Genomic DNA, 18,751 nt, shown 5'->3' with positions numbered 1-18,751 from the left:
GCCGCCGGAGTCCGTGCCGTCGTCGTGGGCAGAAGTGCCCATCGGTGCTGACGCGGGCGCCGGTTAGACTCATGTGATGCGCTGCCCTGCCCGTCGATCGGGACGGACGGATGAGAGAGCGCGCGGGGGAGAGAGCCGGCATGAGGGTGCTGTCGTGGATGCGAGCGCGGCCGAAGATGCTGGCGTCCGCCGCCGTGCTGTCCGTCGGCGCGGTGGCGCTCACGACCATGGCCTTCGCCTACGAGGGCAACCCCACCACGCAGGTCGATCTCAATGACGGCGGCGTCTGGCTGACGAAGAGCTCGAACCTCCTCGTCGGGCACTTCAACCACGAGTCGACGCTGATCGACGGCGGCCTCCGCACGGCCAGCGACGACTACGACATCCTGCAGGACGAGAAGAACGTCCTCGTGGTCGACCGCAGCGCGGCGACGCTGACCGCGGTCGACCCCGCTCGCGTCGCTCTGGGCGACTCGACCGCGATCCCCGCATCCGCGAAGGTCGCGCTCGGCGACAAGACCACGGCGATCCTCGATCCCGCGTCGGGCAACCTGTGGGTCGTGGCGGTGAAGAGCCTCGCGGCCTTCAAGATCGAGGGTGCGACGCCCACGGTCGAGCTCGGCGACGACGCCGATGTCGCGGTCGCCGAGGACGGCACCGTGTTCGGCCTCGCCCCGTCGCGAGGCGAGGTCGTCACCATCCCCGTCGACAACGAGGGCCAGCCGCTCGACCCCTCGACGGAATCCGTCGGCGAGATCGACAGCACGGAGGCGCCCAGCATCACGGCCGTCGGCCGCACGCCGATCGTCCTCGACGCCGCCGCGGGCGTCGTCACGACCCCCGGAGGCTTCCGCACCCCCGTCTCCAACGCCGCCGACGCCGTGCTCCAGCAGCCCTCGGCTGCGAACGACGACGTCGTCTTCGCCACCCGGGCAGCGCTCGTGAGCGTGCCCCTCGACGGCGACGAGCCGGTCTCCGTCGACACCGGATCCGAGGGGGCACCGGCGACCCCCGTCTCGCTGCGCGGCTGCTTCTACGGCGCCTGGGCGGGGTCCGCGGCGTTCATCCGGGACTGCCCGGGAGACGCGAGCGATGTCAACGACACCATCGACGGCGCGGAGGACTCGACCGCTCTGACCTTCCGCGTCAATCGCGACGTCATCATCCTCAACGACCTCGTCGACGGCTCCGCGTGGCTCGCGGACGAGAGCCTGCAGCAGGTCGACAACTGGAACGACCTCACTCCGCCCGAGGGCGAGACCGAGAACGAGGAGGACACCACCCAGGAGACGGTGGAGACGACCCTCCCCGATCGCAAGGAGGAGAACACGCCGCCGGTCGCGGAGGACGACTCCTTCGGCGTGCGTCCCGGCGCCACCACGCTCCTGCCGGTGCTCGACAACGACAACGACACCGACGGCGACGTGCTCGTGGCCGAGCTGGTCGACGCGCAGCCGTCGATCGGCACCGTGCAGCCGATCCAGAACGGCGGTGCCCTGCAGATCGCCGTCGACGAGAACGCGTCCGGCGCGTCCTCCTTCACCTACGAGGCGAGCGACGGACGCGGGGGCACCGACACCGCGGTCGTGACGCTCCTGGTGCGCGACCCCGAGACGAACGGCGCACCGACGCCCAAGCGCAAGACCAGCCTCACGGTCGAGAGCGGCGGCACGATCTCGTACAACATCCTCCCCGACTGGATCGATCCCGACGGCGACGACATCTACCTGAAGTCCGTGATCGCCGCACCGGGCGACGAGGTCGACTTCAGCACCGACGGTCAGCTCACCTACAAGGCGACGGCGAGCCTGCAGGGGCAGAAGTCCGTCGACGTCACGGTCGCCGACGCGTTCGGCGAGATCGGCACGACCACACTCACGCTCGATGTGCGTCCGCCCGGCAGCACCGACCCCAAGACCAATGCGGATCACGTGGTCACGCGCGTCGGCGAGCAGGTCACGATCGCCCCGCTCGCGAACGACACCAGCTCCGGCCGTGAACCGCTGCGCCTCGGCAGGGTCGACGAGCAGGTGCCGGGGGCCTCGGTCGTCCCCGACTTCACGAACAAGACGTTCACGTTCTCGGCGGCGACGCCCGACACGTACTACGTGCAGTACCTCGCGACGGCCGGTCCGAAGAACGGCGAGGGACTGGTGCGCGTCGACGTGCTCGATGCCGCCGAGAGCGATCTGCCCCCGGTGGCGGTGCGCGATGTCGCGCTGCTCCGCTCCGGCGGCGACGTGCTCGTGGGGGTCCTCGCGAACGACTCGGATCCGGGCGGCGGAATCCTGGTCGTGCAGTCCGTCTCCCTCGAACCGGGCTCCGGGGTCTCCGTCTCGGTGATCAACCACGAGACGCTGCGCATCACGGATCAGGGTGCGCTCACCGAGCCGGTGCGGGCGACCTACACGATCTCCAACGGCACCAAGTCGGCACAGGGCGAGGTGGTGATCATCCCGATCCCCGCGCCCGAGGAGATCCTGCAACCGGCCGCCAGCCCCGACACCGCCTACGTGCGGGCGGGAGACGTGGTGACGATTCCGGTGCTCGACAACGACACCCACCCGAACGATGACGTGCTGCACGTCGCCCCCAAGCTCATCGAGCCCTTCGTCGACCCGGATGACGGTGAGGCGTTCGTCTCGCAGGACACGGTGCGCTTCAAGGCCGGGCCGGAGGCGAAGACGGTCTACCTCACCTACGAGGCCGTCGACGAGCACCAGCAGAAGTCCGCGGGCTTCGTCACCATCCAGATCATGCCGGCCGACCCGGAGACGAATGCGGCGCCGCGCCCGCAGGACATCGTCTCGCGAGCGCTCGCCGGCACGACCGTCAGCATCCCCGTGCCGCTCGACGGGATCGACTCCGACGGGGATTCGGTCGAGCTGCTCGACATCGCGTCCAACCCCACCAAGGGGCGGATCACCGAGACGGGAGCGAACTACTTCCGCTACGAGGCGTTCGAAGGCTCGGCAGGCGTCGACACGTTCAAGTACCGCGTGCGCGACCGCCTCGGAACCGAGGGAGAGGCCACGATCCGGGTCGGGATCGCACCCCCGGAGCAGGTCAACCAGGCGCCGTATGCGGTGAAGGATGCCGTCGTGGTGCGTCCGGGGCGTGAGATCGCCGTGCCGGTGCTCGACAACGACTCCGACCCCGAGGGCGAGGACATCATCCTCGTCAGCGAGAAGAACGACGGACTCGAAGTGCCCGACGTCGACGGCCTCTCCGCCCGCGTCTCGGGCGATCGCGTGCTCGTGGAGGCGCCGGACCGTGCGCTCGAGACCTCACTGCAGTACACGATCCGCGATTCGCGAGGTGCGACCGCATCCGCCGTGCTGGCCATCACCGTCGACGAGAACGTCCCGCTGCAGGCTCCCGTGGCGCGCGACGACAGGGTGCGCCCCGAAGATCTGAACGACGGCGAGCTCACGGCCGACATCGACATCCTCAAGAACGACGAGGACCCGGACGGCACGAGGGAGTCCCTCGAGGTCGTGCTCGGCGACGGCGCCGAGGCGGTCGAGGGCGGCAAGGTGCGGGTCACCGTCGGCGAGGAGCAGCAGCTCATCCGCTACACGCTCACCGACATCGACGGCCTCGAGGCCTCGGCGTTCATCTTCGTCCCCGCCGTCGCCGGCCTCCGTCCGGCGCTGAAGGACGGCACCAAGCCTGTCGAGGTCATGAGCGGTGAGACGATCTCGCTGCCGCTGTCGGACTACGTCATGGTCGCGGGCGGCGGCACCGCCCGCATCACCGAGCACGCGAAGGTCAGCGCGATCCATGCGGACGGCGCCGACCTCGTGACGGATGAGACGACCCTCGCCTACACCTCCGCACCCGGCTACTTCGGGGAGGACGCGCTGACCTTCGAAGTCACCGACGGCACGGCACCCGACGATCCCGAGGGGCGCAAGGCGACACTCACGATCCCGATCACCGTGCTGCCGCCCGACAACCAGCAGCCGACGTTCGTCACCGGCGAGGTACAGGTGGCACCGGGGGAGGACGCGAGCACACTCGACCTCGCGGCGCTCACCGCCGACCCCGACCCCGAGGACGAGCATACGTACACGCTCCTCGGCGGCACGGGCAACGGCGTGAGCGCGCGCACCGAGGGCAGCACGCTGTTCGTCGAGGCGTCGTCGAATGCGAAGAAGGGCACCGCGCTCACCCTGCAGCTGCGGGTGAGCGACGGCGAGACGGAACCCGTCGAGGGCACCGTCTCGGTGGTGGTCTCCGCCTCGACGCGGGCGATGCCGGTGGCCAACACCGACACGGTTCCGCAGGCCGATCAGGGCAAGCCTGTCACGGTGCCCGTGCTCGCGAACGACTTCAACCCGTTCCCGGAGACGCCGCTCAAGATCGTCTCCCAGGTGGTCGAGTCCGGCGGCGGAGACGTGGCTCTCGACGGCGACCGGCTCGTGGTCACCCCGGCGGCGGACTACGTCGGATCCCTGGTGGTGCGCTACCGCATCCAGGACGCCACGGAGGACGCGGATCGCGAGGTCAACGGTCAGGTCGTCGTGACGGTGCAGGGCGTGCCCGCGGCACCGGGGACGCCGACCGTCACGAGCGTGCAGGACCGCAAGGTCGTGATCTCGTACGGCGCTCCGTCGAACAACGGCGCCGAGATCACGAAGTACACGGTCACATCGGTGCAGGGCAGCGCGTACCGCAAGGAATGCCAGTCGACGACGTGCACCCTCGACGGGCTCACCAACAACGTCGAGTACACCTTCCAGGTCACGGCGACCAACCGCGTCGGCGAAGGCGAGAAGTCGGGGGCCTCGCAGGTCGCCCGTCCCGACGCCAGGCCCGACACACCGAACCCCCCGACGCTGAAGTTCGGCGACAAGTCGCTCGCCGTCGCCTGGACCACCCCGACGACCCCGGGGTCGCCGGTCGAGCGCTACACGCTCGAGATCTCGCCCGCCCCGCCGTCCGGCATCTCGCAGAAGGAGGTCACGGGCAACTCGATCGTCTGGGACGGTCTCGAGAACGGCTCGAACTACCAGGTGCGCGTCCAGGCCCACAACAAGGCGCCCGAGCCGTCGAGCTGGAGCACCTGGTCGGCATCCGAGATCCCGGCGGGCCCGCCGCTCGCGGCAGCGGCACCGAGCACCCAGGAGCTCGCGCCGGTCGGCAACCAGGCGCAGATGCAGGTGAACTGGGCGACCCCGAACAACAACGGCGACGCGATCGACAGCTACCAGCTTGAGGTGTACGAGGGTTCAACGCTCGTGCGCACGATCACCCCCGGTGCCGCCGCGACCAGTCAGGCCGTGACGGTGCCGACCTCGGAGACGGCGTACACGTACCGCATCCGCGCGCACAACAAGGCGGGCTGGGGCGAGTTCAGCGCGTCCTCCCCGCCGCGTCGCGGTGTCACCGCACCCGGCGCCCCGAGCGGTCTCACGGCGGCCCCCGGTGACGGCTTCATCGACATCGCGTACACGGCAGGCTCCCGCAACGGCGCCAGGGCCGACGAGATCTCGTACGAGTTCCGTCTCAACGGCGGCGGATGGCAGGGGCTCCCCGGAACCCGCATCTCGGGTCTCGCCAACGGCACGAACTACAGCATCGAGGTGCGCGCGGTCGCGTCGGTCGACGGGTCGACCTACGCGGGAGCGGTGTCGAACGCGGCGTCCGCGGTGCCGTTCGGTGTGCCGTCGGCGCCCCGCGCCACGGCCAGGAACCTCGGCACGCAGGTGGAGCTCACCTGGGACGCGACGCGCTCGCCCAACGGGCGCGACATCGCGGTCGTGCAGATCAGCGTCGACAGTGGCGGCTGGCAGAACGTCGGCATCTCGGGCTCGCGCACGATCGGCGACGGATACCAGCAGAACCACGACATCAAGGTGAGGGCGCAGGACACCGCCGGTCAGTGGTCACCCGAGGCATCCGATGCGGCGCGTACGAGCGATCCGCCCGCCGAGGTGCTGCGCACCGAGAAGGGCGCATCGGGCTCCTGGCCCGACTGCAATACCTCGTCGTGCGCGAAGGTGCGCCTCACGGTCGAGAACTTCCGCAGCCCCGGCAACTACTCGCTGCAGTGCGACGACGGCAACAAGTACGGCGGCAGCTCCAAGCTGTACGTCCCCGAGAACGGCAGCGTCGATCTCAACTGCTACTACGGATACCCGGGCAGCTCCATCCGTGTCTACATCAAGGAGCTCGACAGACACGCGAGCGCCTTGACCTGGTACTGACCCCGCTCCGCCCGCAGCACCCGCAGCCCTGCACCGACGAGACACAGGAAGCCCCATCGCATGACAATGACCTCCGAACAGGCCGCGTGGTTCCACGGCACCTTCACCCGCCTGGTCGACAACGTCGACCGGGCCGTGCAGGGCAAGCGCGAGATCGTCTCGCTCGTGCTGGCAGCGATGCTCGCCGAAGGGCACGTGCTGCTCGAAGACGCCCCGGGCACCGGCAAGACCAGCCTCGCCAAGGCACTGGCCGCCACCGTGCAGGGCACGAGCTCGCGCATCCAGTTCACGCCCGATCTGCTGCCGTCCGACGTGACCGGTGTGACGATCTACGACCAGCAGAACCACAAGTTCGAGTTCCATCGGGGTCCGATCTTCGCGTCGATCGTGCTCGCCGACGAGATCAACCGCGCCTCGCCGAAGACGCAGTCCGCGCTGCTCGAGGTGATGGAGGAGTCCCGTGTCACCGTCGACGGCGCCGCTCACGAGACCGGTCGACCGTTCCTCGTGATCGCGACGCAGAACCCGATCGAGCAGGCGGGCACGTACAAGCTGCCCGAGGCGCAGCTCGACCGGTTCCTCATCAAGTCGTCGATCGGCTACCCCGACCTGGCGGTGACCGAGAGCATCCTCGCCGGCGCCGCTCAGCGCAACCCGTCGGCGGCCCTCACCCCCGTCATCACCACCGGCGCCGTCGCGGACATGGCCGATCTGGCCTCGACCGTGCACGTCGAGCCCGCCGTGCTCCGCTACATCGCCGAGCTCGCCGAAGCGACGAGAACGGATCCGGCGACCCGACTCGGGGTCTCGGTGCGCGGCGCTCTCGCCATGGTGCGCATCGCCAAGGTGTGGGCGTCGTCGCAGGGACGTCACTACGTGCTGCCCGACGACGTCAAGACGCTCGCGCGCCCCGTGTGGCTGCACCGGCTGCTGCTCGACGCCGAGGCGGAGTTCTCGGGCACGAGCGGTGAGACGGTGATCGCCCGCGTGCTCGACCGCATCGCCGCACCGCAGGCCCGATAGGACAGCGGGAATGACCACCCAGGCTCCCGATCAGGTGCCCGCACCGCCCACGGCCGACGCGCGATGGCGTGACGTCGTGGCGGTCGTCGGCGCGCGCCTGCTCGCGCGCCTGCGGAGGGTCACCGACGCGATCCGTCCGCTCGCGTGGGTGCTCATGGCGCTGGCGGTCGGACTGTGGATCCTCGGACAGTCCGCCGGGTGGGCGGAGTTCACGATCGCCGCCGCCGTCATCGCCCTCACCGTCGCGCTGTGCGCGCTGTTCCTCATCGGTCGCACCGCCTACGACGTCGCGCTCGATCTCGCGCGCACGCGGGTGGTCGTGGGTGAGCGGGCGATCGGCGGCCTCACCCTCGCCAACAACGGGACCCGTGCGATCCTGCCCTCCCGCGTCGTGCTGCCGGTGGGCGCGGGTCGCGGCGAGTTCGGCATCCAGCGGCTCGCCCCGGGCGAGGAGGCCGAAGAGCTGTTCGCCATCCCCACGCAGCGCCGTGGCGTCGTGAAGGTCGGACCGGTGAGCGTGGTCCGCGGCGATCCCCTCGGCCTGTTCGAGCGCGCGCATCGCCGAGACGACCCCGTCGACCTGTACGTGCACCCCCGGACCATCGCGTTCGAAGGGCAGTCGCTCGGATTCCTGCGCGACCTCGAGGGGATGCCCGCGACCGACCTCTCGCGGGACGACGTCTCGTTCCACGCCCTCGTCGAGTATCAGCCGGGCGACGACCTGCGTCATGTGCACTGGCGCTCGACCGCGCGCACCGGCACGCTGATGATGCGGCAGTACGAGGAGACGCGGCGCTCGCACTTCGTCATCGCCCTCTCTCGGGCCGCGTCCGACTACGCCGACGACGAGGAGTTCGAGCTGGCGATCTCCGCCGCGGGCTCGATCGGTCTGCGGGCCATCCGCGATTCGCAGCGGGTGGAGGTGCGGGTCCAGGGCCGGGATCTCGCCGCAGGATCCGGCAAGCAGCTTCTCGACTCCCTCGCGGCGGTGACGCACTCCCGCCCCCGATACGGCGGCGTGGACGCGCTCTCGGCGGTCATCGCCCGAAACATGCCGCTCGCCAGCATCGTGGTGCTCGTCTGCGGATCGAAGGTGCGCGGAGAGGATCTGCGCTCGGCATGCGCGCGGCTGCCGTTCGGAGCGCGTGTTCTCGCCGTCGTCGCCGATCGTGCGGCGACCGCCCCCTCGCTGCGGCGCATCGGCGATGCCGACGTCGTCACCGTCGGCGCGCTCGAGCAGGTGCCGCTCGCCCTGCAGCGGGTGCTCGCATGAGCGCCTCCGTCGTGCTGCCGCTGCGGCGATGGATCCTCGACCTCGCGGCGACCGCCGTGCTCGGCGGCGTCGCGCTCGCCGGGATGTGGCCGACGTTCGCCGGCGGCAGCTACCTGCCCGCGGCGATCGGCGGCATCGTGCTCGGACTCGCGATCGCGGCCGTGTGCGCCTGGCGCGGCTGGGGCATGCTCATCACGGCCGGAGTCACGGTCGCGGTGTACTTCCTGCTCGGGGGTGCGCTCGCGCTGCCGCACACCGCACTGTTCGGGGTGATCCCGACGCTCGACACGTGGCAGCGCCTCGCACTGGGCACGGTGACGTCGTGGAAGCAGATGCTCACGACGGTCGCGCCGGTGTCCGCGTCGGACGGTCACCTGCTCGTGCCCTTCCTGGTCGGTCTTTTCGGAACCGTGCTCACGGCATCCCTCGCCCTGCGTCTGCGGAACGTGGCCTGGGCCCTGCTGCCCGCCGGGGTGATGCTGATGCTCGCGATCCTCCTCGGAACGCCGGAGCCGGCGTTCCCGCTCGCCCAGGGTCTCGTCTTCGCGGTGCTCGCGATCGCCTGGCTCGCCCTGCGTCAGCTCTGGGATCCGCACAACGCCGCCGTGTCGGTGAGTGAGATCAACCCCGCACGTGCGGCCCGCATGAGGATGCGTCGGCTGCTCGCCGGAGCGGCGGTGCTCGCGATTGCCGCTGGTGCCGGAGTCGCGACGAGTGCGTTCGCGCAGCCGGTGCAGCCCCGTCATGTGTTCCGTGACGTGGTGATCCCGCCGTTCGATGTGCGGGACTACCCGAGCCCGCTGCAGTCGTTCCGCAAGAACGTGCGCGACCAGTCCGCGGAGACGCTGTTCACGGTGCAGGGGCTGCCCAAGGGCGCGCGGATCCGCATCGGGGTCATGGATCAGTTCGACGGCATGGTCTACAACGTCACCGACGGCGGCCCCGATTCATCGAGCGCCTTCACTCCGCTGCGCTCGAACATGTCGCCGGATGCGAAGGGCCTGCCGGTGACGCTCAAGGTCGAGATCGGCGAGTACTCCGGTGTCTGGCTGCCGGATGCCGGTGCGGTGTCGGACATCGTGTTCACCGGTGATCGCGCGGATGAGCTGCGCCGGTCGGCGTTCTACAACCCCGCGACGGGAACCGCTGTGGTCACCGCGAAGCTCGCCTCGGGCGACACCTACACGGTCGACACGATCATGCCCGCGTCGGTCGAGGACCGGCAGCTCGCAGACGTCGACTTCGGCAAGGTGCCGCTGCCGACGCAGAGCAACGTGCCGGAGGAGCTCACCTCGCTCGCGGCCGAGACCGTGTCGGGGGCCGAGACGCCGATCGAGCAGGTGCGCGCTCTCGAGACGTTCCTGGCGGAGGGCGGATTCTTCAGCCACGGTCTCGAGGGCGAGGTGCTCTCCCGGGCCGGCCACACAGCCGAGCGCATCTCGACGCTCGTCGGCGGCGACCAGATGATCGGCGACGACGAGCAGTACGCGGTCGCGATGGCCCTGCTCGCCCGAGAGGTCGACATCCCCGCTCGCGTCGTCATGGGGTACTACCCCGACGAGGAGAGGGCGGGCGACGCCACGTTCGACGCCACCGGCGACGACGTGCACGCGTGGGTCGAGGTCAACTTCGCCGGCATCGGCTGGATGAGCTTCGACCCGACGCCGCCCGAGGACAAGGTCCCCAACGATCAGAACACCAAGCCGAAGGCCGATCCCAAGCCTCAGGTGCTGCAGCCACCGCCTCCTCCGCAGGAGCCGGTCGATCTGCCGCCGACCCTTCCGGACGACCGCAAGGGCGAGGAGGAGACCTTCGACGTTCTGGGCCTCATCGGGATCATCCTCGCCGTCGGTGGCATCGTGCTCGGGATTCTGCTGCTCGTCGCCGCGCCCTTCATCGTCGTCGGCGCCTGGAAGGCGGCCACGCGCCGAGCCCGCCGGAACGCCGCCGAACCCACGGATCGCATCAGCGGCGGCTGGGACGAGGTCACCGACCGCGCCGTCGACTACGGCGCGCGGCTCGACACGGGCGGCACGCGGATCGAAGAGGGGGCGACGCTCGCGGCGACGCTCGAGCTGCCGCGGGCGGCGCGCCTCGCCGAACGCGCGGACGCCGTGATCTTCGGCCCCGACGATCCCACCCCCGAAGACGTCGAGGCGTTCTGGGCCGAGGTCGACGTCATCGTCGGCGGACTCGGCGCGGACGCCGGGTTCTTCCGGCGGCTCCGGGCGCGGCTGAGCCTGCGCTCGCTGCTCGGCGGGACCGCCGTCGGCGCCCGCCTCGCGGAGTGGCGGGACGCCGCGATCGCGCGCCGCGGCAGCCGACCTGAGACGATCGGACGCCGCACTCGACAGCCGTCCACCTCCCCACTCGAGAGCGAGAGATCATGACCCAGCCCGCGATCGACAGCAGCGCGCCGGTCTCGAGGCGCGCCATCGCCTACCTGATCGACGCCCTCATCGCCGGAGCCATCGGCACGGTGGGCGTCGTGATCGCCGCCCTGATCACGTTCGCACCGAGGCCCGTCGAAGAGCTCCTCCTCGTGGCGCCCCTCGCCTACGGCACGGTGCTGCTGGTGCTGCTGGCGTGGTTCGTCGTCTACACGCTCATGCAGACGCGCGGCGGCTCGATCGGCATGCGCGCGCAGGGCGTGCGGCTCGCGTCCGCCGCCGACGGGACGCCGCTCGGCTTCGGCCGGGCACTGCTGCGCAATGTGGTGTTCGGGGCGGCGGCCGGCATCGTCGTCGGGTACTTCACACCGCTGTTCGACGGATCCGGTCGCTTCCAGGGATGGCACGACAAGGTGTCCAAGGCGGTCGTCCTCGACGCGCGCACGTCGGCTGTGCCGGCCGGTCGTGCGCAGGCGAGCGCCGGGGCCCCGCAGAGCACCGCCACGCCCGGCAGGGGCATCGGCGTGCCTGCGCAGCCGACGACCGTCGGCCCGCCCCCCGTGCCGCTTCTCCCTCCGGCTCCGCTGGCCGGCGGATACGCCGCGACGGTCTCCGCTCCTCCCGGATACCCGGCCTCGGCAGCGCCGGTTCCGGCCGCCGACCCCGCGTTCTCCGCTCCTCCTGCAGTGTCCGCTCCTCCCGCGGCGTCCGCTCCTCCCGCGGTGTCCGCTCCGCCCGCGGTGTCCTCGCCGCCCGCGGTGTCCTCGCCGCCCTTCATCGGTGATGCGCCGGCGCCGGCGCCGGCGCCGGCGCCGTCGACGCCGGGCGCCGCGTCGGCGTTCTCCGTGCCGTCCGGCGGCACTCCGTTCGCGGTGCCGTCGCTGCCGCCGAGGTCGTCCGCCCCCGAGCCGGCGCACCCCGATGCGTCCCCCTCCGGTCAGCCCGTCGCTCCCGCGTCCCCCTCCGGTCAGCCCGTCGCTCCCGCGCCCGGAGGCGACGCGCTGATCGCTTTCGTCCCCGGTGTCACGCCGGCGGCATCCGCGGCACCCGCGGCACCGGTGATCCCCGTCATCGACCCCGCGGGTTCCGTGCCCGGTGCGCCGGCGGCGCACGACTCCGTCGACTCGGGGCCGGTCGCCGTCGAGCTCTTCGAGGAGACGATCGTGCAGCCGCGATCGACGCCGGAGCAGCTCGAGGACGAGCTCGAGTCGACGCGCATCAGCATCCCGGGTCATCGTCTGCTGTTCACCTGGGACGACGGCACGCGCGTGACCGTCTCGCGCCGGACGCTCTTCGGGCGCAACCCCGCGCACGAGGACGGCACGGAGCGGGTGACCGTGCGTGACGAGACGCTGTCGCTCTCGAAGACCCATTTCGAGGCCGCGGCGGAGGTCTCCGGCGGCTGGGTGCTCGACCGGCACTCGACCAACGGCATGACCATCGTGCGCGATGGCGAGCGCATCGACTGCCCGCCCGGGCAGCGCGTGCCCGTGCGCCTGGGCGATGCGATCGAGATCGGCGACCGGATCCTCACGATCGGCGGGTACGTATGAGGTCCGCTCTGGTGGTCACGTCGGGATCCGCGACACACATCGGGCTGCGGCGTGCGCTCAACGAGGACTCCCTCCTCGCCGAGGCGCCCGTCTTCATCGTCGCCGACGGGATGGGCGGTCATGAGGCCGGAGAGCACGCCAGCGCCAGGGTCATCGAGGAGTTCTCCCCGTTCATCGGGCGCAGTTCGCTGACGCTCGGCGAGGTCCGCGGCGCGCTCGACCGCGCGAGGGCCGGGGTGGAGGATCTCTCGACGGGTGGCAACGGCAGAGCCGGTACGACACTGAGCGGCGTCATGGTGGCCTCCGTCGACGGTACGGGGTACTGGCTGGCGGTCAACATCGGCGACTCGCGCACCTATCGGCTCGCCGGCGGCGAGCTCGAGCAGATCAGTGTCGACCACTCCGTGGTGCAGGAGCTCGTCGAGTCGGGAGAGCTCACCCCCGCCGAAGCCGCGACCGACCGGCGGCGCAACATCATCACCCGCGCGATCGGGGGGAGCAGCACCGGGGATGCCGATTACTGGCTGTTCCCCGCCGAAGAGGGGGATCGCATCCTCGTGTGCTCCGACGGCATCACCTCCGAGCTCCCGGATCAGCGGATCGGCGAGATCCTCTCCCGCGTCTCGGACCCGCAGCTCGCCGCCGATGCCCTGATCGCCGAAGCCCTGCAGTCGGGCGGGCACGATAACATCACGGTCGTGATCGTCGACGCGGTCCGAGTCTCCTCCCGGCCGGGTGCGGGACTCGAGTCCGACGAGTTCGACATCGATGTCGACACGCTGCCACGCGCAGCAGGAGGGGTTCGCTGACATGCAGACGATCTACCGACCGGGGCAGTGGTACCTCATCGTGATTCCGGGTGCTCTCGTCGCACTGCCGCCCGACGTACACAACGACCTGGTCTCGCGGCTGTGGGAGCGCCTCCCCGTCGAGAAGACGCTCGCGAGCGTCATGGACGTGCTCACGACGGCCGCGGGCGGATCCTTCGTCGCCCTGCCGCCGTTCGCCGCAGCGGTCGTCGAGGGTTCGGCTGTGCGCATCGCTCTGCGCGGCGGAGTCGTGGCCCGCGTCAGCTCCGAGACCGGCGCGGCGTACGAGCTGTCCGGCGCCGAGGTGACGACCTGGAGCGAGCACTTCGTGGGCGATGCCACGCGCATCGAGATCACCGTGGAGGAGACGGATGCCGCGGCCGTGCTGCCGGTGCAGAGCGGCATCGTGCGCGCGGCCGCCGCGAGCGCCGAGCTCGAGGTCGACGACGCCGCGCCGATCGCCGCCGCGCTCGGGTCGACCCCCCGGATCGACCCGGTCGAGTCGGGTGCCTCCGCCGCGGCTCTCGCCGGAGGTGCGGCGCCTGCGCTGGCGCTCTTCGGCGGTCCGTCGTCGCCGAGTGTCGACGGAACCCCCGATCTCCCCGGCGCGGCGACATCTGCAGCAGTGGCGGAGCCGGCGAAGCCGGTGGCGGAAGAACAGACCGAGCCGGATGAGCCGACCGGACCGGAGGAGCCGGCCGTCGAGGAGCCGGCCGAGCCCCAGGCAGACGAGCCCGCCGCCGACGAGCCCGCCGCCGACGAGCCCGCCGCCGACGAGCCCGCCGACGAGTCTGCCGCCGACGAGTCTGCCGCCGACGAGTCTGCCGAGGGCGAGTCCTTCGATCTTCCCGAGGAGACCATCGTCTCGGCGCCTGCCGCACCTGTGGCCGCGGCAGGCGCCATTCCCCCGCCGCCCGCGATCCCCGATCTTCCGAGCGCACCCCTCCTGCCCCCGCCCCCGCTTCCCGACGACGCACGTGCCGACGAGACGATCGCGGGCGAGAACGGCCTCGACGAACACACCTGGGAGCCGCCGCAGCGCAGCTCCGCCCCGCAGAACGACCTCGACGAGATCGAGCAGCTCTTCGATGAGACTCTGCAGGGCGGATCGGACGGGCCCGAGGGCTCCGAGGTGCCGCCCGCCTCGACGGTGGCACCGGCACCCGCTCTGGGAGACCACGACGGCGCCACGATCACCTCGGCCGAGCTCGATGACCTCCGTCGACGCCAGTCCGCCTCCGACGACGTCGCCACGCAGGTCCTCGACGCGGTGCCCGCCGGTCACGGACGCATCCGGGTGTCCTCGGGTCAGGTCGTCGAGCTCGACCGTACCGTCATCATCGGACGCCGACCGCGATCGACCAGGGCGAGCGGACACGACCTGCCGCACCTCGTCGCGGTCGACAGCCCGCAGCAGGACATCTCGCGCAACCATCTGGAGATCCGACCCGACGCCGGCACGGTCGTCGTCATCGACCTGCGCACGACGAACGGCTCCACCCTCGTGCGGCCGGGAGCCGAGCCGATGCGCCTGCACCCGGGTGAGCAGACCCTCGTGCTGTCGGGCGATGTGGTCGACCTGGGAGACGGGGTGACGGTCCTCTTCGAGGACATCCCGTGAGCCGCCGGCCGTCTCCGCCGCCGCAGCTTCCCGGATTCCGCTACCTCGAGCACCTCGGAACCGGTGGCTTCGCCGACGTGTTCCTCTACGAACAGCAGATGCCCCGCCGCCGCGTGGCGGTGAAGGTCCTGCTGGCCGACCGCCTCGAGACCGGTGCAGCGCAGGAGTTCACCGACGAGGCGAACGTCATGGCGATGCTGTCGACCCATCCGGCGATCGTGACGATCTACCAGGCGGGGGTCGCCGTCGACGGCAGACCATACCTGGTCATGGAGTTCTGCCCCCGACCGAATCTGCAGGTGCGTGCCAGACGCGAGCAGTTCTCGGTCGCGGAGACGCTGCGGGTGGGCATCCAGGTCGCCGGCGCCGTCGAGACCGCGCACCGGGCCGGTGTTCTGCACCGCGACATCAAGCCCGCCAACATCCTCGTCACGGAATACAACCGGCCCGCTCTCACCGACTTCGGCATCGCGTCGACCACGGCCGCGGCCACCGAGTCGTCGGGGATGTCGATTCCCTGGTCGCCGCCCGAGTCGTTCGCCGACCCGCCGCAGAGCGGCCCGCGCACCGATGTCTGGGCGCTGGGCGCGACGCTCTTCACCCTGCTCGCCGGACGCTCGCCGTTCGAGCGCCCGGGCGAGCGGAACACCGGAGCCGATCTCATCGAACGGATCGAGCGGGCGGCCGTGCCGCAGCTCGGCAGACCGGATTCGCCGGAGAGCCTGCAGCGAGTGCTCGAGCGGGCGATGGCGAAGAATCCGGATGCCCGGTATCCCAGTGCCGTCGCGTTCGCCCGCGCACTCCAGAAGGTGCAGATCGAGCTCTCGCACTCGGTGACGACCATCGACATCGTCGACGAGCATCCGCTCGATGAGACGCCGGGCGACGACGGAGACGGACTCACGCGGGTCCGCGACGTGCACTCGATCAGCCCTGAGAGCCCGACCGCCACCCGCCCGTCGGCGACGACGCAGCGCAAGCATCCGGTGGGTGCCGTCGATGTGCCGAGGTTCGAGCGGCCGCCCGCGTCGGATGCGCTCGACGAGACCCAGCACCGCACGCCGGCGACGCCGGCCTCGTCGGCCTCGTCGGCCGCCCCTCCGAGCGTCGCGCCGCCTCCGCCGTCGTTCGACGATGACGTCACGGCCGTGCGCGGCCCGACCGTCGTCACCCCTGACGTGCCGTGGTCGTCTCAACCGCAGACCGCGCCGGCCGGCGCCCCGCCGTCGCTCGGCGCCCCGCATCCGGTCGCGCCGCAGTTCGCTCCTGCGGCGCCGTCGACGGCGGAGGACGCCTCGGCGGCACGCCGCTCCGGAATGCCCTGGTGGGGCTGGCTCCTCGGAGTCGTCGCCGCGGCGACGGTGGTGGGGGGCATCGTGCTCGTGAGCAGTCTCGCCGGCTCTCTCGTGCCGGCTCCCGAGCAGACCGCGCAGGCGCCGGAGCCGCAGGATCCGCTCGTCTCCGGCCCCGTGCCCGAGGCAGAGGATCTCACGGGGACGAACACCGCCGGAGTCGTCTCGTTCACCTGGACGAATCCCGACCCGCAGCCCGACGATGCGTACATCTGGTACGAGGTGACGCTGGACGGACCGCAGGAAGCGCATATCGTTGAACAGACCGACGTCACTCTGGAGGGGGATCGTTCGGGGCGCACCTGCATCGAGGTGCTCATCAAACGGGCTGACGGGCGATCTTCGCCCGAGCCGATCAGGGGGTGTGTGGGCTGATGGAGATCACTGTCGAATTCGCCGGAGAGTACTTCGAGTTGACACCGGGAGAGCCGTTCTACGTCGGCCGACAGGGTGATCTCGAACTCGACGACAATCTCTTCCTTCATCGTCACTTCCTCGAGATCGCCGACAAGGACGGCCTGTGGTGGCTGTCGAACGTCGGGTCCCGTCTGACCGCGACGGTGACGGACTCGTCGGGCGGGGTCAACGCCTGGCTCGCCCCCGGTGCCCGACTCCCGGTGGTGTTCGAGCAGACCACCGTCGTCTTCACCGCAGGACCGGTGACCTACGAGCTCACGATCCACTCCAAGGGCCCCACGTTCCACCTCGACCCCCGCGAGAATGCGGAGGACGGGCAATCGACGATCGGGCACGTGCCGCTCACCGCGCGACAGCGACTGCTGATCCTCGCGCTCGCCGAGCCGGCGCTGAAGCGCGACGGCACCGGGGCGAGCGAGATCCCCAGTTCGGCACAGGCCGCCGCGCGTCTAGGATGGACGAGCACGCAGTTCAACCGCAAACTCGACAACGTGTGCGACAAGTTCGACCGCATCGGCCTGCAGGGCATGCGGGGCGGGCAGGGCAAGCTCGCCATGAACCGCAAGGCGCGTCTGGTCGAGTACGCGGTCTCGAGCCGTCTGGTCACCCGCGACGACCTGGCGCAGCTCGATGCCCCGATCGACGACCTCGAGGACGACGAGGAGTCGTGAGCGGGTCGCGCCGCCTCCGCAAGCCGACCACACGCACGATAGTGTGAATCCGCGTGTCTGACGAAAGCAGGATCTGATGTCGCCCCAGTCGACGGCTGTCGCTTCCTCGCAGCTCGTGCGCCTCTCGGTGCAGTGGGAGTCCGAGCGGATCGACGTCGGTGTACCGGGCGGAGTCCCGGTCGCCGAGGTGCTCCCCTCGCTGACCCGCCGTCTGCGCATGCTCGACGGCGCATCGGCGTCCGCGGGGTTCCGTCTCGTCCACGCCGACGGCACGCCGCTGGAGGCCGACCGCACGCTGGCGGCCCAGGGGGTTCAGGACGGCGACTTCCTCGTGCTCGAGCAGGGCACGGCGGCCGCGCTCGCCAAACGCTACGACGACCTCGTCGAGGCCGTCGCGGATGCCGTCGAGACCAACGCGCCGTCGTGGTCGACGCAGAACTCGGTGACCACGGCCACCGTCGTCGCCTCCGTGCTGCTGCTGCTCGGCCTGGTGCCCGCCGTCTGGGCCTGGGTCGACTCCGGCACGATCGTCACCGCGGCCGGAGCGGGCGCCGCCGCGATCGTGCTTTTGATCTGCGCGCTCGTGATGGATCGCACCGCAGCCCCGCAGCAGGCGACCATGTCGCTCGCGCTCGTCTCGTCGGTCTACGCGGGCGCCGCCGGATACACCCTCCTTCCGGATGCCGACGGCTGGGGCCTCGCGCTCGTGATCGGCGGCGGCGCGATGCTGGCGTTCGGTGCCGTCGCACTGCTCGCGCTGAAGCGTCAGCGCGAGTACAGCCTCATCCCGGTCGCGGTGGGGGGCATGCTGCTCGTCATCGGCGCCGTCATCTCCTGGTTCGCCGCCCCGGTCGCCGCCACGCTCGCCGCGGCCATGGCGGTCGCCGGCATCGCGGGACTCGGCGCTCCGTGGGTGGCTCTCGCTTCCGTGCCGCTGCGCGTCGTGTCGGCGAGAGACGAGTCCGAGGTCTATGACGCCCCGTCGCACATCTCGCCGGAAGAGGTCGCGCGGCTGTACGCCCGCGCCCATCGCTACCAGGTCTCGCTGCGCATCTCGCTGTGCGTGATCGTGCTCGTCGCGACCGCCCCCGTCGTCGCCTCGGGCTTCTGGGGACTCCTGCTGTGCGCGGTGACCTTCATCGGGATGTTCCTCGGCACGCGTCAGGTCTATTCGCGCTTCGACATCGTCGCGGTCTCCTCCGGTGTGCTCGCCGGTGTCGCGCTCGGCGTGACCACGGCGATCCTCAGCCACCCCGATTGGATCGGCGGTCTGGTCATCGGGCTGGCCGCGATCGCCGTGTGCATCATCGTCGTCGTGCTGCTGAACCCGAAGACGCGCATCCGTCTCACCCGGTTCGCGGACTTCGCCGAATGGGGGACGATCGCGCTGCTGCTCCCGCTCGCCATCATCACCGGGGGCTGGTTCTGAT

At 70.8% G+C, this 18,751-nt stretch carries 10 protein-coding genes; all 10 read left to right on the top strand.

Going from position 1 to position 18,751, the window contains the following annotated elements; translation table 11 throughout:
• Positions 1-140 precede the first annotated feature (140 nt).
• The 10 genes from FQ142_RS15310 (at position 141) to eccD (ending at position 18,750) form a co-directional block, all read left to right on the top strand.
• Positions 141-6,212, top strand: a complete 6,072-nt coding sequence (locus tag FQ142_RS15310; protein ID WP_149423980.1) for an Ig-like domain-containing protein — start codon at positions 141-143, stop codon at positions 6,210-6,212.
• A gap of 60 nt (positions 6,213-6,272) precedes the next feature.
• A complete protein-coding gene (locus FQ142_RS15305; protein ID WP_149423979.1) occupies positions 6,273-7,235 on the top strand; it encodes an AAA family ATPase in 963 nt (320 codons plus the stop codon).
• A 10-nt stretch (positions 7,236-7,245) separates the two neighbouring features.
• Complete coding sequence (locus FQ142_RS15300; protein ID WP_149423978.1) at positions 7,246-8,508, top strand: DUF58 domain-containing protein; 1,263 nt, start codon at positions 7,246-7,248, stop codon at positions 8,506-8,508.
• Positions 8,505-10,898, top strand: coding sequence for a transglutaminase domain-containing protein (locus FQ142_RS15295; RefSeq protein ID WP_149423977.1), 2,394 nt, complete (start codon positions 8,505-8,507; stop codon positions 10,896-10,898). Before FQ142_RS15300 ends, FQ142_RS15295 begins: the two co-directional genes overlap by 4 nt.
• Positions 10,895-12,451 (top strand): RDD family protein, encoded by a 1,557-nt coding sequence (locus FQ142_RS15290; RefSeq protein ID WP_149423976.1) that lies wholly within the window; start codon positions 10,895-10,897, stop codon positions 12,449-12,451. The genes FQ142_RS15295 and FQ142_RS15290 overlap by 4 nt, the downstream gene beginning before the upstream one ends.
• Positions 12,448-13,260 carry a PP2C family protein-serine/threonine phosphatase gene (locus FQ142_RS15285; RefSeq protein ID WP_149423975.1) on the top strand — a complete coding sequence of 271 codons (813 nt, stop codon included), beginning with the start codon at positions 12,448-12,450 and terminating at the stop codon, positions 13,258-13,260. The genes FQ142_RS15290 and FQ142_RS15285 overlap by 4 nt, the downstream gene beginning before the upstream one ends.
• Position 13,261: 1 nt before the next feature.
• A complete protein-coding gene (locus tag FQ142_RS17535) occupies positions 13,262-14,881 on the top strand; it encodes an FHA domain-containing protein (protein WP_262492168.1) in 1,620 nt (539 codons plus the stop codon).
• Complete coding sequence (locus FQ142_RS15275) at positions 14,878-16,608, top strand: serine/threonine-protein kinase (protein ID WP_149423974.1); 1,731 nt, start codon at positions 14,878-14,880, stop codon at positions 16,606-16,608. The genes FQ142_RS17535 and FQ142_RS15275 overlap by 4 nt, the downstream gene beginning before the upstream one ends.
• On the top strand, positions 16,605-17,321 hold the full coding sequence (locus FQ142_RS15270) for a hypothetical protein (RefSeq protein ID WP_045255008.1): 717 nt from the start codon (positions 16,605-16,607) through the stop codon (positions 17,319-17,321). Before FQ142_RS15275 ends, FQ142_RS15270 begins: the two co-directional genes overlap by 4 nt.
• Positions 17,322-17,397: 76 nt before the next feature.
• A complete protein-coding gene (gene eccD / locus FQ142_RS15265; protein WP_149423973.1) occupies positions 17,398-18,750 on the top strand; it encodes a type VII secretion integral membrane protein EccD in 1,353 nt (450 codons plus the stop codon).
• The last annotated feature ends 1 nt before the right edge of the window (position 18,751 follow it).

It is taken from the genome of Microbacterium sp. ANT_H45B, assembly GCF_008369345.1.
In the GTDB taxonomy this organism is placed as follows: Bacteria; Actinomycetota; Actinomycetes; order Actinomycetales; family Microbacteriaceae; genus Microbacterium.
The sequence above is the reverse complement of the archived record's forward strand: the minus strand, read 5'-3'. Positions and strand labels throughout refer to the sequence as shown.